Source organism: Brevundimonas vesicularis, assembly GCF_900445985.1.
Taxonomy (GTDB): Bacteria; Pseudomonadota; Alphaproteobacteria; order Caulobacterales; family Caulobacteraceae; genus Brevundimonas; species Brevundimonas vesicularis_D.
Genome location: NZ_UAQP01000014.1, coordinates 433,953 through 455,155 on the forward strand (window position 1 = coordinate 433,953; position 21,203 = coordinate 455,155).

A 21,203-nucleotide genomic window follows, 5' to 3' on the forward strand; every position below is an offset into this window, starting at 1 on the left:
TAGTCTGATGACATGTCGGAGATGCACGCCATGGACCACGCCGCCCTCTACGCCGAACGCCTGAAGACCCCCGACCAGGCCGCCGCCCTGATCGTCTCGGGCGCCAAGGTCGCCATGGGCCTTGGCGTGTCCCAGCCGCCCGCCCTGCTCAGGGCCCTGGCCGAACGGGCCGCGCGCGGCGAGGTCGAGGACGTGAACCTCTACTATCTGCTCTCGACCGCCATCGCCGGGGACACGGTGCTGCGCTATGAGCTGATGGACCGGATCCGCCCCTGGAGCCTGTTCCACAGCGCCATCGAACGGCGGCTGGAACAGCGCGCGCACGAGGAGGGTCGCCCCAACCCCGTGCAGTTCATCCCCACGGGCTTTCAGCAGTCGCCCCGCCTTCTGTGCGACGAGGTCAAGGTGGACACTTTGATCTGCACCGTCTCGCCGATGGATGCGGACGGCTTCTTCTCGTTCGGGACCAACACCGACTATGCCAAGCCGGTGTCGCAGACGGCGAAGACCGTGATCGTCGAGGTCAATCCGCACATGCCACGTGTGTTCGGCGACTGCACCGTCCATGTGTCCAAGGTCGCCGGCATCGTCGAGCATGCCGCGCCCCTGCTGGTCGTGCCGCGCGCCGAACCCCAACCGGCGGACCTGGCCATCGGCCGCATCATCGCCGGCCTGGTCGAGGACGGGGCGACGCTTCAGATGGGGATCGGCGCCCTGCCCAACGCCGTGTGCGACGCCCTGATGGACCACCGCGATCTGGGCGTTCATGCCGAGATGCTGACGCCCGGCCTGGTCGAGCTGATGCAGGCCGGCGTAGCCAACCATGCCCGCAAGACCCTGCATCCCGGCGTGGGCGTCTTCGCCTTCTCGATGGGCGACCTCAACACCTATGATTTCCTGGACGGCAATCGCGGCATGGAGGCCCATCCGGTCTCGTGTGTGAACGACCCGGCCGTGATCGCGCGCAATGCGAAGATGATCTCGGTCAACGCCACGCTTCAGGTCGACCTGACCGGCGCCTGCTGCTCGGAGTTCCTGAACGGGCGCCAGTTCACGGCCGCCGGGGGCCAGCTGGACTTCGTGCGCGGCGCCTATGGGTCGGATGGCGGCAAGTCGATCATCGCCTGTCATTCCACGGCGGCCAAGGGGACGGCCTCACGCATCGTCGCGCGTCTGGACGGGCCGGTCACCACGCCCCGCAACGACACCCACATCGTCGCCACCGAACACGGCTGGACCAATCTGAAGGGCAAGTCGTCCAGCGAACGCGCCCGCGCCCTGATCGCCTTGGCCGCGCCCGAGTTTCGCGACGGCCTGACAACAGCGGCGCGCGAGCAGGGTCTGATCTGACACCGCACTTGATCTCGGGCCGTCTGTCGGGACTTCTGGCGTCATGAAGACCGTCCGCCTGCTGGCCCTGCTGTCCCTGCTCGTCGCCGCGCCTGTCAGCGCGAGGGCCGCACAGGGCGCCTATGCCACCGACGGCGACTGCGGCGGGCGGCCAATGACCACCGTGCGGATGGCGCCGGGCTATTGCCTGGGGCTGGTCTGGCAAGGCGCGAGGACCGAGGGACCGCGAATGCCGCGCGGCCTGCTGGCGCTATCGAACGGCGACTGGTTGGTGACGGATCTCGGCAACTGGTATCCGGGCAATGGCGCGATCTGGCGGCTGTCGTTCGGCCCCGACGGCGCGCCGCGCTGGCGACGGCTGGCTCAAGGCTTGAACATGCCGCACACGGCGGCGCGCGGGCCGGACGGGCGCGTCTATGTGTCCGAGATGAACCGCATCCTGACGCTGGACCCCGACGCGGCCGATCCGGCGGCGACGGTGCGCACCGTGATCGGCGACCTACCCGACAATCGGCTACACGCCAATCGCCACCCCCTGTCCAGCTTCGTCTTCGACGCCAACGGCGACCTGCTGGTCAATGTGGGCGCGCCCAGCGACCGCTGTGTAGATGCGCGGGGCAGAGCGCGCGCCAATGCGGCGGGGGCCTGCATCGACAGCGCGGCGACAGCCCAGGTGCGGCGTCACGCCTATCTGGGAAACGGCCGTTGGGCCGAGGACAGCGCCGTCTTCGCCTCGGGTCTGCGTAACTCCATCGCCCTGGTGCGGCACCCGTCGGGCACGATCCTGCAAGGCGAGAACTCGGTCGACCTCACCACGCCCGACCATCCCTATGACGAGATCAATGTCCTGCGTCAGGGCGGCCATTACGGCTGGCCCTATTGCGTCGATCTGGCGACGCCCCTGCCGGGCTGGAGCGCGGCCCAGACGCGATGCGGCCAGCGCGACCGCCCGGTCGCCCTGCTGCCGCCCCATGCCGCGCCGCTGGACCTGATCTATTACGACGGGGCGATGTTTCCCGAACTGCGCGGCCGGCTGCTGATAAGCTGGCACGGCTATCGTCGCGCGGGCGGCCGGATCATGGCGGCCGAGACGGACGGCGAGGGTCGCCCCCTGACCGATATCGGCGGCCGCTACGCCATCTATCCGCGCGGAGCCCTGTCCTATCCCGCTGGCGCGCCCAGCATACGCGGCAAGGTGCTGACGCCGGGTTGGGACACGGTCGCAGGCCGTCAGCCGCGCGGCGCGCCGGTCGTGCTGGCCGTCGCCGTCGACGGATCGATCTGGGTCACGGACGACCGCAACCGGGCGATCCTCAGGATCGCCCGGTCGGATAAGACGCCCTAGCTCTTGCGCGCGTCGCGCTTGGCCAGGACGCGCAGGCGAAGAGCGTTCAGCTTGATGAAGCCAGCCGCGTCCTTGTGGTCATAGGCCTGGACGCCCTCTTCGAAGGTCACCAGGTCCTGATCGTACAGGCTGTTGGGGCTTTTGCGACCGATGACCGAGACATTGCCCTTGTACAGCTTGACCTTGACCGTGCCGGAGACGTTTTCCTGGCTCTTGTCGATGGCCGCCTGAAGCATCTCGCGCTCGGGCGAGAACCAGAAGCCGTTGTAGATCAGCTCGGCGTATTTCGGCATCAGCTGGTCCTTCAGGTGCATGGAGCCGCCGTCCAGGGTGATGCTTTCGATGCCGCGGTGCGCCGCGATCAGGATGGTCCCGCCGGGGGTCTCATAGACGCCGCGCGACTTCATGCCGACGAAACGGTTCTCGACCAGGTCCAGGCGACCGATGCCGTTGTCGTGGCCATACTGGTTCAGGGCGGTCAGGATCGTGGCGGGCGACATGGCCTCGCCGTTGATCGAGACGGCGTCGCCCTTTTCGAAACCGATCTCGATGACGGTGGCCACATCCGGCGCGTCCTCAGGGCTGATCGTGCGCTGGTGGACGAACTCGGGCGCCTCGACCGCCGGGTCTTCCAGCACCTTGCCCTCGGACGAGGAGTGCAGAAGGTTGGCGTCGACGCTGAAGGGCGCCTCGCCGCGCTTGTCCTTGGCGATGGGGATCTGGTTCTTCTCGGCGAAGTCCAGCAGGGCCTCGCGGCTGCGGAACTCCCACTCGCGCCAGGGGGCGATGACGCGAATGTCGGGCTCCAGCGCATAGTAGCCCAGCTCGAACCGGACCTGATCGTTTCCCTTGCCGGTCGCGCCGTGACAGACGGCGTCCGCGCCGACCTGACGCGCGATCTCGATCTGACGCTTGGAGATCAGCGGGCGGGCGATGGAGGTGCCCAGCAGGTAGTCGCCCTCATACTGGGCGTTGGCGCGGAACATGGGGAAGACGAAGTCGCGCACGAACTCTTCGCGCAGGTCGTCGATGAAGATGTTCTCAGGCTTGATGCCCAGCTTCAGCGCCTTCTCGCGCGCCGGGCCAAGCTCCTCGCCCTGACCAAGGTCGGCGGTGAAGGTCACGACCTCGGCGTTATATTCGGTCTGGAGCCACTTCAGGATGATCGAGGTGTCCAGCCCGCCCGAATAGGCGAGGACGACTTTCTTGACGGGCTTGTCGGCGGGGGCGGACATGGCGGCTCTTTCAGCAAGGGGCGGTCAGTCGGGGAGTTGACGCGCGCATAAGACCGGGGGTCCGGCGATGCAACCTTTTCCGGGTCGCGCGGGGGAGAACGTGAACCTTTGGTCATGTTCCATTTGGTCGCGTTGCCAGGCGGCAGACCGGCGTTATGGTCCCCTCCAACCGCAATCCCGAGGATATCGCATGCGCCGCACTGGTTCTCTCGTCGCCGCCGCCGCCCTTCTGGCGGTTTCAACGCCTGTCTGGGCCTCCGTGGCCTCTGCACCCGCCGCCCAGGCCGCTGGTCAGGCCGCCGCGCCCGCCGCTCAGGCCGCGCCGGTGTCGCAGCTGATCAACGAAGTCGACATCCCCTATACCAAGTTCACCCTCGACAACGGCCTGACCGTCCTGGTCCATGAGGATCACAAGGCCCCCGTCGTCGCCGTCTCCGTCTGGTACAACGTCGGCTCCAAGGACGAGCCGGCCGGCAAGACCGGCTTCGCCCACCTGTTCGAACACCTGATGTTCGGCGGCTCGGAAAATGCGCCCGGCAGCTATTTCACGCCAATGCGCAACATGGGCGCGACCGACATGAACGGGACCACCTATTTTGACCGCACCAACTATTTCGAGACGGTCCCGACCCCGGCGTTGGAACAGGCCCTGTTCATGGAAAGCGACCGCATGGGCTACATGCTGGGCGCCATCAGCCAGGAGACGCTCGATCTGCAACGCGGCGTCGTCCAGAACGAAAAGCGCCAAGGCGACAACCAGCCCTATGGCCTGAACGAGTACAAACAACTTGAGGCCCTGTTCCCAGAAGGACACCCCTATCGCCACTCGACCATCGGCTCCATGGCCGACCTGGACGCCGCCTCGATGCAGACGGTCCGCGACTGGTTCACCTCCAACTACGGCCCGAACAATGCGGTCCTGGTGCTGGCTGGCGATATCACGCCCGCCAAGGCGCGCGAACTGACCGATAAATACTTCGGCCCGATCGCCAAGGGTCCGGTGAACAATCCCGCCCAGGCCCCGGTCCCGACCCTGTCCGCCCCGCTCAGCGAAACCACGCACGACCGGGTGTCGAACGCCAAGATCGATGTCAGCTGGGCCGTGCCGGGCATGCTGGACCCGGATTCCGTCCCGCTCAGCGTCGCCGCCTCCGTGCTGGGCGGCCTGGCCTCCTCGCGCCTGGACAATGAATTGGTGCGCGGCGAACAGACCGCCGTCTCGGTCACCGCCAACAACAGCGACTTCCACCGCGTCGGCATCTTCGAGATGAGCGCCACGATCAAGCCGGGCGAAGACCCTGCCGCCGTCGAGGCACGCATGCGTGAGATCCTGAACGGCCTGATTGCGAACGGCCCAACGCAGGATGAGATCAACCGCGTCGTCACCCAATACGCCTCGCGTCGCATCCAGGGCCTGGAACAGGTCGGCGGCTTCGGCGGCAAGGCCACGGCGCTCGCCGAAGGCCAGCTCTATGCCGGTGATCCCGAGTTCTACAAGAAGCAGCTGGCCGCCTACGCCGCCGTCACGCCGGCCCAGGTCAAGACGGCGATGCAGAAGTGGCTGACCCGTCCGGCCTATACGCTGACCACCCTGCCTGGCCAGCGCGAAGCCTATCAGGAGGCGGCCGCCGCGCCGTCCGGCGCCAACCGCACCCCGGCCCCGGAAATCGAGCGCAAGCCGCGCATGCCCAAGCCCGAGATCGGTCAGGTCGCCAACGTCGACTTCCCGGCCGTCGAGCGCACTCGCCTGTCGAACGGCATGGAGGTGATCTACGCCCAGCGCGACGCCACCCCGACGACGAAGATCGCGCTCGACTTCGACGCCGGTCTGGCCGCCGACGATCGGTCCAAGCTGGGTCTGCAGACGCTGATGCTGGACCTGATGGACGAGGGCACCCGCACCCTGAACGCTACGCAGCTGGCCGAGGCGCAGGAAGCCCTGGGCGCAACCATCATCACCGGCGCAACGATGGATAGCTCGGTCGTCCAGCTGTCGGCGGTGACGCCGAACCTGAAGCCTTCGGTGGATCTGATGGCCGAGGTGGTGCGCAATCCCGCCTTCGCCCCGGCCGAGTTGGAGCGCCTTCGCGCCACCCGCCTGTCGCGCATCGCCGCCGAGCGGACCCAGCCGGCCGCCCTGGCCAGCCGCGCCCTGCCGGAACTGATGTATGGGCCGAACAGCCCCTATGGCCGTCCGTTCAGCGGCAATGGCGACGAGGCCAGCGTCAAGGCGATCACCGACGCCGACATTCGCGCCGACTACGCCAAGTGGATCCGCCCGGACAACGCCAAGCTGTTCGTCGTCTCCGACCGGCCACTGGCCGAGCTGACGCCGATCCTGGACAGCGCCTTCGGTCAGTGGGTCCCGCCCGCATCGGCCAAGCCGGTCAAGGACTTCTCGGCCCCCATCCCGGCCGCGACGCCCAAGATCGTGCTGATCGACCGTCCGCAGTCGCCCCAGTCCTACATCATGGGCGGCGAGGTCCTGGGCGTGTCGGGCAAGGACGACCTGCTGGTGCTGAACGCCGCCAACAATGTGTTGGGCAACGACTTCCTGTCGCGCATCAACTCGGATCTGCGTGAGACCAAGAGCTGGTCCTACGGCGTCAACGCCTCGGTCAATCCGTTCGCCGGACGCGTGCCCTATCTGGTCACCGCCCCGGTCCAGGCCGACAAGACCGGCCCGGCCATCGAAGCCCTGAACCAGCAGTTCAATGACTTCCTGTCGGGCGGCAAGGGCGTGACGCCCGAGGAGCTTCAACGCACGATCAACGGCAACACCCGCCGTCTGGCCGGCAGCTACGAGACCTCGGCCGCCGTCCTGGGCGCCATGCGCTCCAACGCCCTGCTGGGCCGTCCGGACGACTATCCGGAAACCATCGCGGCGCGCACCAACGCCCTGACCGCAGCCCAGCTGGACGCCGCCGCCAAGGCCGCCATCGACCCGTCCAGGTTCGTCTGGGTCGTGGTCGGCGACGCCTCGGTGGTCAAGCCGCAACTGGACGCCCTGGGCATCCCTGTCGAGGTCCGCGCGGCGGCCCCCGCCGCCCAATAGGGCGACGACAGACCAAAACGACGAAGGCCCGGAGAGCGATCTCCGGGCCTTTTCTTTTTGGCCGTCATGCTCGGGTGTGACCCGACGATGAGGGCCGCTAGTCCAGCGTCGCGCCCGTCGTGCGCATGATCTCGGCGCGCAGTTCCGGCAGACCGAGACCCTTTTCCGACGAGGTCAGGGCCACCACCGGGAAGGCGGCGGGGCGTTTGGAGATGGCCTTCAGGGTCGCGGCCTGCACGGCCTCGCCCTCGCCCTTCTTCAGCTTGTCGGCCTTGGTCAGGACAATCTGATAGCTGACGGCGGCCAGGTCCAGCGCATCCAGCGCCTCCGTATCCACCGACTTCAGCCCATGACGGCTGTCGATCAGCAGATAGACCCGCTTCAGCGTCACCCGGCCGCGCAGATAGTCGCGCCCCAGATCCTGGAACTTCTTGACCGTAGTCTTGGACGCCTTGGCCCAGCCATAGCCGGGCAGGTCGACCAGACGCATCCGGCCATCCAGGTCGAAGAAGTTGACCTCGCGCGTGCGGCCCGGCTCGTTCGAGGCGCGGGCCAGCTTGTGCATGCCCACCAGCCCGTTGATGAGGCTGGACTTGCCCACGTTCGAGCGGCCCGCGAAGGCGATCTCGGGCAGGTCGGGGTCGGGCAACTGCTCGATCTTGGCCGCGCCCATGACGAAGGTCGCAGGCCGCGCGAACAGGACGCGCGCCGCCTCGATCTCCTCGGGCGTAAACTCGGTCTCGTCGATCACGCCGGTGACTTCTTGAACCGGGCGAAGAAGGTATCGATCGGGTTCTCGGCCTTGTAGCGGTGCATGATCACATACTGCTGCAGGATGGTCAGGATGTTGGACCAGGCCCAGTAGATCAGCAGACCCGCCGCGAACGGCGCCATGATGAAGGTGAACAGCAGCGGCATGAACTGGAAGATCTGGCGCTGGACCGGATCGGCCGCCGGCGGGTTCATCGCCGTCTGCAACCACATCGTCAGGCCATAGGCGATCGCCAGCAGACCCAGGTGCAGCGGGCCGGCCAACAGGCCGCCGATCAGCGGCGCCATCGCCGGATCCCACGGGATCAGGCCGAACAGGTTCCAGATCGACGACGGGTCGCGCGCCGACAGGTCATGGATGAAGCCCAGGAACGGCTGGTGACGCATTTCGATGGTTACGGTCAGCACCTTGTACAGGGCGTAGAAGACCGGAATCTGAAGCACCAGCGGAAGGCATCCGGCGACCGGATTGATCTTCTCGCGCTGATACAGGGCCATCGTCTCCTGCTGCTGCTTCTGCGGGTCGTCTTTGAACTTCTTCTTGATCTCCTCCATCTTGGGCTGGAGGTTCCGCATCTTGGACATCGAGGCGTAGGCGTTGTTGGCCAGCGGGAACATGACCAGCTTGACGATGACGGTCAGGGCCAGAATGGCGACGCCGAAGCTGCCGACCAGGCCATAGACGTTCTCCAGGATCCAGAAGATCGGACGCGTCAGGAACCAGAACATCCCCCAGTCGATCGCATAGACGAAGCGCGGCAGGTTCAGGCTCTGCTCATAGGATTTCAGCACCTCGGCGCGCTTGACGCCGGCGAACAGGCGCTGGGTCTCGGTCGCGGTGGCTCCGGGCTGGATCGTGCGGGTGGTGCCCAGGACATTGGCTTCCAGCTGCTGGGCGCCGTTCAGGTCGCGGACGCGGAATTCGGTCTCGACCGCCTCGTTCTGCTGAGGCAGCAGGGCCGCTAGCCAGTATTTGTCGGTGATGCCCAGCCAGCCGCCGGTCGAGGCGTTCTCGATCCGCGGCTCCTTCAGCCAGTCCTTGTATTTCTTCTGCTCGGTCCGGTAGTCGCCCGGCTTGCCGAAGGTGCCGATCGCGCCCTCGTGGACGATGTGCGACGAGCCGGCTGCGGGCGGCACGCCCTGGCGCTGGACGCTGCCGTAGGGGGCGATGGTAATCGCCTGCGTGCCCAGGTTCTGGACCGTGTCCTGCACCGAGAAGACGTATTTGTCGTCGACCGAGATCACGCGCGTGAAGCGCAGGCCCTGGCCGTTGTCCCACGTCAGGGTGACCGGCGTCGTCGGCGTCAGGGTCGAACCATTGGTCAGGCGCCAGACGGTATTGGGTCCGGGCACGCCGCCGGCGACATTGGGGCCGGTCCAGCCGAACTGGGCGAAATAGGCGTTCTGCATGCCCTGCGGGCGGAAGAGCTCCACCGGCTGGGGTTTGTCCTGAACCTCGCGGTAGTCGGTCAGGAACAGGTCGTCGATCCGGCCGCCTTGAAGCGACAGCGACCCCTTCAGCGTGCCGGACTGGATCGGCACGCGCGCGGCGGTGCTCAGCGCCTGGCTGCGGTCGGTGACGAAGGTCGGGCCTTGCGGGCTCAGCGCCGTGCGCGCGGCGTCATCGGCGGTCTGCGACTGCTCAGCCTGGGCCTGCTGTTGCACGGCGCGACGCTCGGCCTGCGGACGCAGCACGGCGAAATAGTAGATCCCCATGATCAGGACCGAGCACACGATGAAGATGATCGTGTTGCGCGTGTTTTCGTTTTTCATGGATTCTGGCGGTCCTGGCCGGAGGGGGCGCGGGCGTGCGAAGGCCTGTTGGCCTTGGGTGTCGCCAGCCTTGTAAGCGTCGATTTCACGTCGTCAAGCAGACGGTCCCACGCACGCTCGGTCGTGCCCATGCGGGCGATGAAGACATAGTCGCTTCCGGGCACGCCATGCTGGGCCAGCATGGCCCGTGCGGCCTCGCGCAGACGGCGTTTGGCGCGGTTGCGCTGAACCGCCCCGCCGATCTTCTTGGTGGCGGTGAAGCCCAGTCCGATGTGCGGCGAACCGTCGCCGCGCTCCAGCCGCTGGATCACTACGGCGCCGCGCGCCTCGGAAACGCCTTTGGCGGCCGCCAGGAACTGGGGCCGCCGCAACAGACGCTTGATCTGTAAAAGGTCGCTCATGCGTCCAAAAGATCCGGACGCGTAAGCCGCTTACGCCGTCAGGCGCTTGCGGCCCTTGGCGCGACGGCGCGCAACAATCTTCTGGCCGTTCTTGGTGGCCATCCGGCTGCGGAAGCCGTGACGGCGCTTGCGCACGAGTCGCGACGGCTGATAGGTCCGCTTCACGGTCGGCTCCTGACGTTAAAAGGTTGGGCGACGGGGCAAGAGGCGTCCGCCGCAGGAAGGGCGGGCGTATAAGTCGCATGTCCGCGTGAGTCAACGCTCGGACGGCATTTCGGGACGATGAAACGGATGGCGAAACGAACGGCGAAGGAATGGGCCCTGCGGCTGGCGCCGCTGGCGGCCATCGCCGGCCTTGTGGTCGCCTTCTTCGCCCTGGGCTGGAACCGCTATCTGTCGATGGATCTGATCCGCGAGCACGGGCTGAACCTGCAAGCCTATGCGCAACAGAACTGGTGGATCGCGCTGGTCGCCTTCATCGCCGTATACGCCGTGGCGACCGCCTCGACCATTCCCGGACCCGTTTTCCTGACCCTGCTGGGTGGGATGATGTTCGGCCCCTATGTCGGGGCCCTGGCGCAGTCGACGGGGGCCACCATCGGTTCGGTCGTCATCTATTATGTCTATCGCACCTCGATCGGTTCGTGGTTGCGCGCCAAGTTCGAGGCCGACGCCGGCTTCATGGATCGGCTGGCCAAGGGCATCGACCGCAACGCCTTCACCACCCTGTTCACCCTGCGCGTGATCCCCAGCGTGCCATTCGTCCTGGTCAACGCGACGGCGGGGATGATGGCGGTGCCGCTCAGGCCCTACATCATCGCCACCTTCATCGGCCTGCTGCCGTCCACCTTCATCTATACCTGGATCGGATCGCAGCTGGGCGGCCTGCTGCGCGCCGGCGTGCGGCCGGACCTGCCGATGCTGCTGCAACAGTTCTTCTGGCCGTTGATGGGCGTGGTCTTCCTGTCCCTGCTGCTGCCCATCGGAATCAAGCTGTTCCAGATGATCCGCGCCCGCCGGATCGGGGCGACGGCGGGATGAGCGCCCTGTTCGACCGGATCGCGGCGCGGCTGAACCTGACGCCGGACCAGGCCAATCTCTGGCGCGAGCGTCTGACGCCGCGCGCGCCCGACGGCCTGTCGGCGCGGCTGCTGCTGCTGACCGTCGCCTTCACCCTGGCGGTCGAGGCTCTGATCCTGGGCCCGAACCTGGCGGCCTTCCATGAGCGCTGGCTGCGCGACCGGCTCCAGGCCGCCGAACTGGCCTCGGTCGGGGTCGAAGCCCTGCCCTATAGCGCGGTCGAGGACGACACGGCCGCCGAGTTGATGCGGATCGGCGGGGTTCAGGCGGTCGCCCTGACGGAGCAAGGCGTGCGCCGCCTGCTGCTTCAGGCCCCCAACCTGCCCCGCGCGCCCGAACTGATCGACCTGAGGCGTCAGGACAGCTGGTCGCGGCTGACCGACCCGTGGCGCACCCTGTTCGGCCATCCGGACCGCTCGCTGCGGGTTCAGGCCAAGCCGCGCTATCGTTCCGGCGACTTCATCGAGATCGTCACCCCCGCCCAGCCGTTGAAGCTGGAACTGCGCGCCTTCCTGTTCAACAGCCTGCTGGTGTCCCTGCTGGTGTCGGTGACGGCGGGCGCCCTGCTGTATGGCGGTCTGGCCCTGCTGGTGCTGCGGCCGCTGCGTCGCGTCACCCGCTCGATGGAGCGGTTCGCCGCCGACCCCGAGAGCGAGGCCGAGGCGCCGTCCGACCGCCACGACGAGATCGGCCGCGTCGAGCGCGAACTCAGCCGCATGCAGGAGGAGGTGCGCCATTCCCTGCGCTCTCGCGCGCGTCTGGTCGCGCTGGGCGAGGCGGTGGCCAAGATCAACCACGACCTGCGCAACATGCTGACCTCGGCCCAGATGGCGTCCGAGCGGCTGGCGACCTCCGCCGACCCCCAGGTGGCCAAGGCCCTGCCCCGGCTGGAGCGCGCGCTCAGCCGCGCCGCCGGCCTGTCGCGCAATGTGTTGGAGTACGGAAAGAGCGAGGAGCCCGCCCCCCAGAAGACCCGCGTCGTCCTGACCAAGGCCCTGACCCTGGCGGCCGAGGACGCCGGACTGGACCCCGACGGCGTGCGCCTGGTCAAACAGCTGCCGCCCCGGTTCGCCGTCGAGGCCGACCCGGATCAGCTGTATCGCATCCTGGTCAATCTGATGCGCAACGCCCGCCAGGCGATCGAGGCCGATCCCACGCGTCCGCCCGAGCGGCGCGGCAAGGGCGCCATAACCGTCAGCGCCTTTGGTCAGGACGGCTTCTGCGTCGTGCGCATCGCCGACGACGGCCCCGGCATTCCGCCGCGTCTGGCCGAACGCCTGTTCGAACCCTTTGTCAGCTCAAAAAGCTCGGACGGTTCGGGCCTGGGCCTTACCATCTCGCGCGAACTGGCCGCCCTCCACGGCGGCGATCTGCGGCTGGTCGAGACCGACGGAACAGGCGCCGTGTTCGAGTTGCGCCTGCCGGGCTGAGCCGCCTATTCCAGACCGTCGTCCGAGACGACGAAGGGCCGGTTCTCCGCCTTGGCCTGGGCCGCCAGCTCCTCCTGAACCAGATGCCAGCGGCGCAGCCGCTCATAGTCGATGGCGTGCTCGGGCGAGGCGTCCAGCCAATGACGGAAGTCCTCGATCTGGAGCCGGGCGTCAGAGGCGGTCGTATCGGGCAGGGCCGGCACATTCGGCAACTGGCGCGCGACCTCCGCGGGAATGGGGAAGTCGCCGGACGCGGTGCTCAGGATCATCGGTCTTCTCGGATGGGATGCGGTCGGGAGATGACGACCATGACGCGAAGCTCGGCCTTTCGCCACCTTTTCATTGCTGCGGCGTTGTGCAGCAGGATCACAATGGCCAAGCTGCGTAGGACGCCTCGGCCTCGGGAGAGACAGTCATGATCGTTCGCACCGCCGTCGCCGCCGCCCTGCTCGTCGCCGTCCTGACCCCGCCCGTCGCCGCCCAGACGACGACGGCGCCGGCGACCTCCGACCCCTATCGTGATCAGCGCGCCCTGCCCGACCCGGCCGATCCCGCCAGCCGCGACGCCCTGCTGAAGGCGCGGGGCGAGGCCTATCATCGCGCCAGCGACGCCCAGCAGACCGAAGAGGAAATGCGCACCACCCGCGCCCTCAACGACGAGATCGCCGCCCAGAACGCCCTGGCCGACAAGACCGACGCCGCCAACCGGCTGGACTACGACGCCGCCCTGGCCCGTCATCAGATCGAGGTCGGTCAGGCCGAAGAACAGGCGCGGGCCGCCGCCGAGACCGCCCGCTTGGCCCAGGAGAAATACGACCGCGACTACGCCGCCTGGCAGGAACAGGTGCGACTGTGCCGCACGGGCTTCCGCCCCGCCTGCACCGCCCGGCCGGCCTGGGTCGAGCCGGCGCAATAAGGTCGCCGGTCTCGCGACGGCGAGCGGACGCCGCCCGCGCGCCGCAGTATCAAGCTCAGCCCGCGACGAGGCTCATGTCGCGGCGGGCCATCATGCGGTCGAACTCAGTCCAGACGCCGTCGGCGCCGTGCCAGTTCCCTTGCGTCGCCGCCTTGGAATATTCGGTGGCGCGGGCCTCGAAGAAGTTGGCGTGTTCGACGCCGCTGAGCAGCGACTGCAGCCAGGGCAGCGGGTTTTCCGTCACCCCATAGACTTCCGGCAGCTTCAGCTGACGCAGGCGCCAGTCGGCGATGAAGCGAATGTACTGTTTGATGTCCTCGGGCGTCATGCCGTTCACCGAGCCCATCTCGAAGGCCAGGTCGATGAACTTGTCCTCCATGTTCACCACCGTCTTGCAGCAGTCGACGATGTCGTCTGCGACCGACTTGGTGACGGCGCCCGTCTCCTTGTTGAAGGCGTGGTACAGCTTGATGATGCCTTCGCAGTGCAGGCTCTCGTCGCGCACCGACCAGGACACGATCTGGCCCATGCCCTTCATCTTGTTCTGGCGCGGGAAGTTCATCAGCATGGCGAAGGACGCGAACAGCTGAACGCCTTCCGAGAACCCGCCGAACATGGCCAGGGTCCGGCAGATGTCGGCGTCGGAATCGACCCCGAACTGGCCCATGTAGTCGTGCTTGTCCCGCATGGCCTCATATTCCATGAAGGCGCCGAACTCGCTCTCGGGCATGCCGATGGTTTCGAGCAGCAGGGCGTAGGCCGCGATATGGATCGTCTCCATATTGCCGAAGGCGGCCAGCATCATCTTCACCTCGGTCGGTTTGAAGACCCGACCGTAGCGTTCCATGTAGTTGTCCTGAACCTCGATGTCCGCCTGGGTGAAGAAGCGGAAGATCTGGGTCAGCAGGTTGCGTTCGCCGTCATTCAGGGTCGAGGCCCAGTCCTTGACGTCCTCGCCCAGCGGCACCTCTTCGGGCATCCAGTGGACCTGCTGCTGCTTCTTCCACATGTCGAACGCCCACGGATAGCGGAACGGCTTGTAGGCGGCCGACGGGGTCAGAAGACCGGCGCGCTCGGGAAGGATGATCGGGGTGATAGCGTTCATCGAACTGGACCTGAGGGCGAATCTGAAGACGCATTCACCATGCGATTTGAAGGCGTCGGCGCCAAGCCAAAATAGGTCTATGTTGCGATCACAATTTATCTCAACCGCTAGATGTTGTGTCCGTGCCGCACGTTTCTGGGGACGGACCTGGGGATGAAGCCGCGCTCGATGGCTCAGGCGGCTTGGGCGTCCAGGCGAGACGCGGCCGCGCTCAGCGTCTCGTCGATGGCGGCGTAAAGCTTGGCCTGGGTCACCGGCTTGGCCAGATGACCGTCCATGCCGGCGGACAGGCACCGTGCGGCGTCTTCGGGCATTGCCTCGGCGGTGACCGCCAGGATCGGCGTCTGGCTGGCGGGATCGGCAAGGGCGCGGATCGCGCGAGTTGCGGCAAGGCCGTCCATGACCGGCATGCGCACATCCATCAGGATTAGGTCGAAGGCCTCGGCCGAGGCGGCGTTCACCGCTTCGCGCCCGTCGCAGGCCTCGGCGGTGTCGCAGTCAGCGGCCTGCAGCATGATGCGCAGCAGATCGCGGTTCGCGGGGTGGTCGTCGACGATCAGAACCTTCATGCGACGGCTGTCCAGCGGTGCGCCGCTCTCCGTCTCGACCGGAACTACGACCGGCGCCTCGATCTCCAGGGTGAAGGTCGAGCCCTGCCACTGCACGCTGTCGACGGCGATGGTTCCGTTCAGCCGCTCCGCATGGCTTTTAGCCAGGGCCAGGCCGACGCCCGCCCCCTCATGCGCACGACTGGTCGAGGCGTCCGCCTGTTCGAACAGGCGGAAGACGCCCGCCAGGGTGGCGGCGTCCATGCCGCAGCCGCTGTCTGACACGGCGATCCGCAGCCGATCATCGCGCCGATCGACGCGCACGGTCACACCGCCCCGCATCGTGAACTTTGAGGCGTTCAGCGTCAGGTGGTGCAGGATTTGGCGCAGACGGCGCATGTCGGTCAGCACCCAGCCCTCGGCCTCCGGCGCGATGTGCAGGTCGAACGTCAGGCCACGGATTTCGGCCCACTCGCGCGCGGGCGCCACGGCGTCCTGGATCAAGGCGCGCAGATCGGCGGGCTTCAGCACGACCTCGTCGCCGCCGCGCGAAATCTCCAGAAGATCCTCGACCAGACGCAGCATGGATTCGCCGCACTGACGCACCGCATTCACCTGGCGATGCCCCTCGGCGTCCAGATGGGGCGAGCGCGACAGCAGGTCAGCATAGCCGGTGACGCCGGTCAGGGGCGTGCGCATCTCGTGGCTCATTAAGGCCAGGAATCTCGACTTGGCCTCATCGGCGCGTTTGGCGCGCGCCAGGGCGTCCAGCGCCGCCGCCGTCCGCGCCCTCAGACGCGCCGTCAGCCGGCGACGCTCCGTCGACAAGGTGGTGATGGGCAGCACCGACCCCACGACGCACAGCAGGAACAGATGGAACACATTCATCTGGCGCATCACGGGCGGCAGGGCGGCCAGGATCGGATCGGGCGTCAGATGCGTCACCACGATCGGCCCATGCCCAGTCAGCGTGGCGGCTCCGCCGATCACAGCGACCATCATCACCGCAGCCGCCGTCAGCGGCGGGCCCAGCCGGAACGCCAGCAGGATTAGGGGCGGGAAGATCGCGAACAGGACCGGCGCGGCGGTCTGAGAGAAGACGAAAAGCGTGACGCCGCCGACAAGGATCATGATCGCCGTCGCCTCGGCCAGGCTGGCCTTGGCGTCATCCCGGAAACGATGATTACGCGCCAGCAGCAGGAGGGATGGCGTGACGATCATCATCGCCAGCAGTTCCATGTCGAACAGGTGGTGCATGCGGAAGCCAAGCGTGCCCGGCACATGCCATCTCATCAGAATGACGACGCCGCCCGCCAGCAGGGTGGAAAGCAGAACAGAAGGGGCGGCTGCGAAAAAGGCGAAGCGGAACAGCCGCCAGGGCCGGCGCATATCCAACGCGGCGCCGCAGAATCGACGCGCCAGCACAGCCGCGACCACCACCTGGGTCATGTTCAGAATGACATTGGTGAACATCATCGGGCCAGGATCGCCGCGGAGGACGTTGCTGGTCAGATTGATAGCGGCGCAGGCGACCATCACGCCGATGGCCTGACGGCGATGAAGCTGCAGCACAGCGGCCAGAAGCACCGCATTCGCGGGCCACAGCACGGTCGCGCCGAATGCGTAAACGCTCCATTTGCTGATCGACAGACACAGAACGAACAGCGCCACATAGGTATAGGGCGACGGACCGGCCGCGCGGCCGGCCTCGTGGCGGAAAAGCCGCCAGCGCCCGCGTTCTGCGTTCACCAATTCCAGTCCCATGACGGAACAGTGACATGCAGGGGTTAAGGATCCCGTAGCGGCCCAGCTAGGTAGAATTGCGGAACCGCCATTCAGCGTCGCCGTTTACTCGCCCTCGCCAGCAAAGGGCCTCAGCCGATGTCAGACGTGATCGCCGAACCGACGTTCGAACCGCCGGCCGACGCCCTGGCTTTCTATGAAGAGAGCCTGCGCCTGCTCAAGGAGAGCGGCATCCCCTTCCTGCTGTCGGGCACCTATGCGGTCACGGCCTATACCGGGATCCGGCGTCCGACCAAGGATCTGGACGTCTTCTGCAAGCCCGGCGACTACCCCCGCATCCTGGCCTTCTTCCAGAAGCACGGTTACCGCACCGACGTCGAAGACGAGCGTTGGATCGCCAAGGTCTGGAAGGACGAGAAACACTTCTTCGACGTCATCTTCGCCATGTCCAACGGCACCATCGCCGTGTCCGACAGCTGGTTTAGCGAGGACCGGATCACCGTTTATGGGCATCAGGTCCAGATCACCCCGCCCACGGCCCTGATCCTGTCCAAGGTCTTTATCCAGGATCGCTATCGCTATGACGGGGCCGATGTGAACCACGTCATCCTGAAACAGTCGGACGCCATCGACTGGAAGAGCCTGCTGGACCAGATGGACCTGTATTGGGAAGTGCTGGCCGCCCATCTGCTGAACTTCCGCTTCGCCTATCCGACAGAGCGCGACCGGATTCCGCGCTGGCTGATGGAAGAGTTGGTCCAGCGATTGACGGCCCAGATCGATCTGCCGGCGCCGCGCGTGAAGGTCTGTCGCGGCCGGCTGTTCAGCCCGCGCGACTATGTCGGCGACGTCGCCGAATGGGGCTTCGGCGACGTGGTGGGCAAGGGGCTGGAGGAACGCCACGACCCCGTCAACCTGGGTCACTGAAAGGTAAGCCGCCATGACCGACGCCGTCCCCGATCCCCAGACGACCCAACCCGGCCTGGAGCCCGGCCCCGCCAAAACCCTGCGCGTCGCCGCCGTCGGCGACCTCCATGTCGGCGAGACCACCGAGCATCGCTACCGGGACCTGTTCGAGCGGGTGTCGGACGACGCCGATGTCCTGTGCCTGTGCGGCGACCTGACCAACTACGGCAAGACGCCCGAGGTCGAGCGGCTGCTTGAGGATCTCAAACTGTGCAAGATCCCGATGGTCGGCGTGCTGGGCAATCATGAGCACGAGTGCGGTCAGCCCGAGGTCGTCACCAAGATGCTGACCGACGCCGGGGTCAAGATGCTCACCGGCGAGGCCTATGAGATCGACGGCGTCGGCTTTGCGGGAGGCAAGGGATTCGTCGGCGGCTTCGGCCGCTATATGCTCTCCTCGTTCGGCGAGGCCTCGATCAAGCGGTTCGTGCAGGAGGCGGTCGAGGACGCCAATCTGATCGAAAACTCGATCCGCATGCTGCGCACCGAACGCTCGGTCGTGCTGCTGCACTATGCGCCCGTGGTCGAGACGGTGATGGGCGAGCCGCCCGAAATCCACGCCTTCCTGGGTTCGTCGCGTCTGGCCGAGACCATCGACCGCTATGACAATGTTCGCCTGGTTGTGCACGGCCACGCCCATCGCGGCGGATCGGAGGGACGCACCACCAAGGGCACGCCCGTCTATAATGTCGCCCTGCCGGTGCTGAAGACCCTCGGCGACAAGCCTTATCGGGTCTTTGAAATCTGACCAGACTGTAGGAGGGTGCCGCCGGGGCTGGGATGCAGCCTCGTTCGGGGCCGCAAGGCGGCCCGTCGTGGAGTTTCCGATGCGCCTTCTGTCTTCCGCCGCGGCCGTCGCCGTCCTGGCCCTGACCACCCCCGCCTTCGCCGCCGGTCAGGCCGCCGCCCCTGCGCCGCAGGCCGCTCCGGCGCCCGCCCAAGAAGCGGACAGCCCCGAGGAAGCCGCCTTCGAGGCGAAAGGAGAAGCCTTCGGCGAACGTATGGAAGCCATGGCCGAAGAAATGCAGGCGGCAGCAACTCAGGCCGACAAGGCCAAGGCCAAGACTGACCTCGACGCGATCCAGGCGCGCAATCAGGCGGACGCCGACACGTTCGCAGACGAGTTCCTAGCCTTCGTGGTCAGCCAAGGCGCGCCCGCCGACCAGATGGGCGCGGCCGCTCAGCAGATCAAAGCCTATCCTGCGATGATCCGTGCCAAGATTGAGGAAGCTGTCGCCGCTGCGCCCGCCGGAGCAGCCCCCGCCCAACCGCAGTAAGCCGAGCCTTACCGCGATTTCACTTGAGACGGGGCGGCGGAGGGCGGAGTTTGCGCGGGTCATTCAACGGGAGCCGTCCCATGATCCGCCTGCTCAGCCTGACCGCCGCCCTGGCGATCGCGCCCCTGTCCTCGGCCTTGGCGCAGACCCCTGCGCCAGCACCCTTGCCGGCTCCGGTTTCCGCCGAAGCCGCCGAAGCCCGTATGGAAGCCGCCGCCGAGGCTTTCGAAGCGCGCATGGAGACCTTTGGCGAACGGGCCGAAGCGATTTCCGAAGACCAGAGCCTGAGCGAGGCCGAACGCGGCCGTCGCATCGCCGCCTTGTGGTCGGACTATGCGCCCGATGTCGCCGCCTTCACCGCCGAGACCACGAAACACGCCACCGAAATGGCCGCCCAGGCGCTGAAGAATATCGATGTCGACGCCATTGTCGCTGAGGCGCTGAACGACCCCGAGGTCAAACAGGCGATGGAAGAGGGGATGCAGAAGGGCGTCGTCACCGCCGAGGGCATCGCCCGCAACAGCGCCTGGACCAATCCGACGCCCGAACAGATGGAGACCTACAGCCTGGTCGCCCAATACGCGCTGGACCAGGCCGCCGACGCCGTCGTCGAGGACGAAGCGGTCGACGAGGTTCCCGAGGCACCCGAGGCCCCGGAAGCCCCCGAACCGCCGGCGCCCCCCGCCCGTCCGGCCGCCTGATTTTCTGTCTCCTCCCACGTGTGGGGAGAAGACAGATCGCCTTGACCGCGCTCGACTAAGCAGCGACATCGCGCCGCATGTCCGCCCTGCCCGTCGATCCGCACCTCTATTCGACCTTCCTCGGCGTCATGGCGGTGATGGCGATCACGCCCGGCCCCGCCAATCTGTTCGCCGTCGCAACCGGCGTTGAAAAGGGCCGCGCCTCGGCCCTGATCGGCGTCTTGGGCATGAATGCCGCGACCCTGGTGTGGTTTGGCGCGGCGGCCCTGGGTCTGGGCGCCCTGGTCAAGGCCTTCCCCGCCGCCTTCAAGGTCATCGCCGTGCTGGGCGCGCTCTATGTCGCCTGGCTTGGGATCAAGGCGCTGCGCGGCGCCTTCGCCACCGCCGCCGATCCCGACGAGGTCGTCGTCAAGAAAGGCCGCAGCGCCCTGATCGACGGGTTCGCCGTCCAGATCGCCAACCCCAAGGCCATCCTGTTCTTCACCGCCGTCCTGCCGCCCTTCATCGACGTGAACCGCCCGGTCGCGCCGCAGATGGCGATGTTCGCCATGGCGGCCATCGGCATGGATATGGTGTCGATGAGCACCTACGCCCTGTCCGGCGCCGCCTTGTCGCGCCGCATGCAGCAACCGCGCTTTCGAAAGGGCTTCGGCGTCTTTGTCGGCCTGCTGCTGATGGTCGCCGCCGTGCTGATCGTTCTTCGGCTCTAGACGCCGCGACGCTTCGTCATACAGTGGTTGGGAACGCCTTCGTTCATGCTCCGTTCAGCCGTCAGAGCGCCCGAATGGGCGATCAAGGAGTTTGATGTCATGAAAACCCTCCCCCTGAAGACCCTGGCGGTGACCGTCGCCGCCGGTCTGACTCTGGCGGCCTGCGCCACCGCCACCCCGTATCAACCCGCAGGCTTCAACGGCCAGCGTGGCGGCTATGCCGAGCAGCGCCTGGAGAACAATCGTTTCCGGGTCAGCTTCTCGGGCAATTCGCTGACCTCGCGCGAACAGGTCGAGCAGTCGCTGCTGCTGCGTTCGGCCGAACTGACGGTCGAGAGCGGCTATGACTGGTTCTCCACCGTCAACCGCGCCACCGATCGCGACACCCGCTTCGTCGGCACGCCCGATCCGTTCTATTCGGGCTATAACCGCTTCTACAGCCCCTACTGGGGTCCGTCGTGGCGCTACTACCGCAGCGGCTTCTGGAGCCCGTGGGACCGTTACGGCCCGTGGGGCGTCAACGACTTCGACGTCCGCCAGGTCGATCGGTTCGAGGCCAATGCCGAGATCGTCCTGGGTCGCGGCCCCAAACCCGCCAACGACCCCAACGCCTTCGACGCCCGCGAGGTGATCCAGAACCTGGGTCCGCAGGTCACCCGCCCGGCGGCCTAAGAGAACAACGCCCTTCTCCCGTTGGGAGAAGGTGGCCCGTAGGGCCGGATGAGGGTCGGTTGGTTGCCAGTTCGCCTGGACCCGACCCTCACCCTTTTGCGCAAGACCGATCGCTGCGCTCTCGG

At 66.8% G+C, this 21,203-nt stretch carries 20 protein-coding genes; 12 read left to right on the forward strand and 8 right to left on the reverse strand.

Going from position 1 to position 21,203, the window contains the following annotated elements:
- Positions 1 to 30 precede the first annotated feature (30 nt).
- Together DT343_RS11190 and DT343_RS11195 are read left to right on the forward strand one after the other, a co-directional pair.
- Positions 31 to 1,350 carry an acetyl-CoA hydrolase/transferase family protein gene (locus DT343_RS11190; RefSeq protein WP_181669184.1) on the forward strand — a complete coding sequence of 440 codons (1,320 nt, stop codon included), beginning with the start codon at positions 31 to 33 and terminating at the stop codon, positions 1,348 to 1,350.
- 43 nt (positions 1,351 to 1,393) lie between these two features.
- A complete protein-coding gene (locus tag DT343_RS11195) occupies positions 1,394 to 2,695 on the forward strand; it encodes a PQQ-dependent sugar dehydrogenase (protein ID WP_112862960.1) in 1,302 nt (433 codons plus the stop codon).
- Here the strand turns inward: DT343_RS11195 and DT343_RS11200 are convergent.
- Positions 2,692 to 3,930 carry an argininosuccinate synthase gene (locus tag DT343_RS11200; protein ID WP_112862961.1) on the reverse strand — a complete coding sequence of 413 codons (1,239 nt, stop codon included), beginning with the start codon at positions 3,928 to 3,930 and terminating at the stop codon, positions 2,692 to 2,694. The genes DT343_RS11195 and DT343_RS11200 overlap by 4 nt on opposite strands.
- A 190-nt stretch (positions 3,931 to 4,120) precedes the next feature.
- Here DT343_RS11200 and DT343_RS11205 point away from each other — a divergent pair, with 190 nt between their 5' ends.
- Positions 4,121 to 6,985, forward strand: coding sequence for a M16 family metallopeptidase (locus tag DT343_RS11205; protein ID WP_112862962.1), 2,865 nt, complete (start codon positions 4,121 to 4,123; stop codon positions 6,983 to 6,985).
- A 97-nt stretch (positions 6,986 to 7,082) separates the two neighbouring features.
- Here the strand turns inward: DT343_RS11205 and yihA are convergent, their stop codons facing one another.
- The 4 genes from yihA to rpmH are packed head-to-tail and all read right to left on the reverse strand — an operon-like array spanning position 7,083 to position 10,095.
- Positions 7,083 to 7,736: a ribosome biogenesis GTP-binding protein YihA/YsxC gene (gene yihA, locus DT343_RS11210; RefSeq protein ID WP_112862963.1), complete on the reverse strand. Its 654-nt coding sequence runs from the start codon at positions 7,734 to 7,736 to the stop codon at positions 7,083 to 7,085.
- Positions 7,733 to 9,529 carry a membrane protein insertase YidC gene (yidC, locus tag DT343_RS11215; RefSeq protein ID WP_112862964.1) on the reverse strand — a complete coding sequence of 599 codons (1,797 nt, stop codon included), beginning with the start codon at positions 9,527 to 9,529 and terminating at the stop codon, positions 7,733 to 7,735. Before yidC ends, yihA begins: the two co-directional genes overlap by 4 nt.
- Positions 9,526 to 9,930, reverse strand: coding sequence for a ribonuclease P protein component (gene rnpA, locus DT343_RS11220; protein ID WP_055754640.1), 405 nt, complete (start codon positions 9,928 to 9,930; stop codon positions 9,526 to 9,528). Before rnpA ends, yidC begins: the two co-directional genes overlap by 4 nt.
- Before the next feature lie 30 nt (positions 9,931 to 9,960).
- A complete protein-coding gene (rpmH, locus tag DT343_RS11225) occupies positions 9,961 to 10,095 on the reverse strand; it encodes a 50S ribosomal protein L34 (RefSeq protein ID WP_003164000.1) in 135 nt (44 codons plus the stop codon).
- Between the two features lie 126 nt (positions 10,096 to 10,221).
- On the opposite strand from rpmH, the gene DT343_RS11230 reads away from it, so the two are divergent.
- Complete coding sequence (locus tag DT343_RS11230) at positions 10,222 to 10,971, forward strand: TVP38/TMEM64 family protein (protein WP_112862965.1); 750 nt, start codon at positions 10,222 to 10,224, stop codon at positions 10,969 to 10,971.
- Positions 10,968 to 12,440 (forward strand): sensor histidine kinase, encoded by a 1,473-nt coding sequence (locus DT343_RS11235; protein ID WP_112862966.1) that lies wholly within the window; start codon positions 10,968 to 10,970, stop codon positions 12,438 to 12,440. The genes DT343_RS11230 and DT343_RS11235 overlap by 4 nt, the downstream gene beginning before the upstream one ends.
- Before the next feature lie 5 nt (positions 12,441 to 12,445).
- On the opposite strand, the gene DT343_RS11240 is transcribed toward DT343_RS11235, so the two are convergent.
- Positions 12,446 to 12,709, reverse strand: coding sequence for a hypothetical protein (locus DT343_RS11240; RefSeq protein ID WP_112862967.1), 264 nt, complete (start codon positions 12,707 to 12,709; stop codon positions 12,446 to 12,448).
- 146 nt (positions 12,710 to 12,855) lie between these two features.
- Between DT343_RS11240 and DT343_RS11245 the strand changes: the two genes are divergently transcribed.
- Positions 12,856 to 13,356 carry a hypothetical protein gene (locus DT343_RS11245; protein ID WP_112862968.1) on the forward strand — a complete coding sequence of 167 codons (501 nt, stop codon included), beginning with the start codon at positions 12,856 to 12,858 and terminating at the stop codon, positions 13,354 to 13,356.
- A gap of 55 nt (positions 13,357 to 13,411) precedes the next feature.
- Here the strand turns inward: DT343_RS11245 and DT343_RS11250 are convergent, their stop codons facing one another.
- Both DT343_RS11250 and DT343_RS11255 read right to left on the reverse strand, forming a co-directional pair.
- Positions 13,412 to 14,461 carry a ribonucleotide-diphosphate reductase subunit beta gene (locus DT343_RS11250; protein WP_112862969.1) on the reverse strand — a complete coding sequence of 350 codons (1,050 nt, stop codon included), beginning with the start codon at positions 14,459 to 14,461 and terminating at the stop codon, positions 13,412 to 13,414.
- A 173-nt stretch (positions 14,462 to 14,634) separates the two neighbouring features.
- Entirely contained in the window at positions 14,635 to 16,758 is a 2,124-nt protein-coding gene (locus DT343_RS11255; RefSeq protein ID WP_258522564.1) for a response regulator, read from the reverse strand.
- A 132-nt stretch (positions 16,759 to 16,890) separates the two neighbouring features.
- On the opposite strand from DT343_RS11255, the gene DT343_RS11260 reads away from it, so the two are divergent.
- From DT343_RS11260 to DT343_RS11285, 6 genes are all read left to right on the forward strand, one after another.
- The gene (locus DT343_RS11260; RefSeq protein ID WP_112862971.1) at positions 16,891 to 17,679 is read left to right on the forward strand and encodes a nucleotidyltransferase family protein; all 789 of its coding nucleotides are present in this window, start codon (positions 16,891 to 16,893) and stop codon (positions 17,677 to 17,679) included.
- A 13-nt stretch (positions 17,680 to 17,692) separates the two neighbouring features.
- Positions 17,693 to 18,466 carry a metallophosphoesterase family protein gene (locus tag DT343_RS11265; RefSeq protein ID WP_181669185.1) on the forward strand — a complete coding sequence of 258 codons (774 nt, stop codon included), beginning with the start codon at positions 17,693 to 17,695 and terminating at the stop codon, positions 18,464 to 18,466.
- A gap of 79 nt (positions 18,467 to 18,545) precedes the next feature.
- Positions 18,546 to 18,995, forward strand: a complete 450-nt coding sequence (locus DT343_RS11270; protein WP_017505036.1) for a hypothetical protein — start codon at positions 18,546 to 18,548, stop codon at positions 18,993 to 18,995.
- A gap of 80 nt (positions 18,996 to 19,075) precedes the next feature.
- The gene (locus tag DT343_RS11275) at positions 19,076 to 19,696 is read left to right on the forward strand and encodes a hypothetical protein (RefSeq protein ID WP_112862972.1); all 621 of its coding nucleotides are present in this window, start codon (positions 19,076 to 19,078) and stop codon (positions 19,694 to 19,696) included.
- A 77-nt stretch (positions 19,697 to 19,773) separates the two neighbouring features.
- Entirely contained in the window at positions 19,774 to 20,406 is a 633-nt protein-coding gene (locus DT343_RS11280; RefSeq protein ID WP_112862973.1) for a LysE family translocator, read from the forward strand.
- A 99-nt stretch (positions 20,407 to 20,505) separates the two neighbouring features.
- Positions 20,506 to 21,078, forward strand: a complete 573-nt coding sequence (locus DT343_RS11285; RefSeq protein WP_112863791.1) for a CC0125/CC1285 family lipoprotein — start codon at positions 20,506 to 20,508, stop codon at positions 21,076 to 21,078.
- Positions 21,079 to 21,203 lie beyond the last annotated feature (125 nt).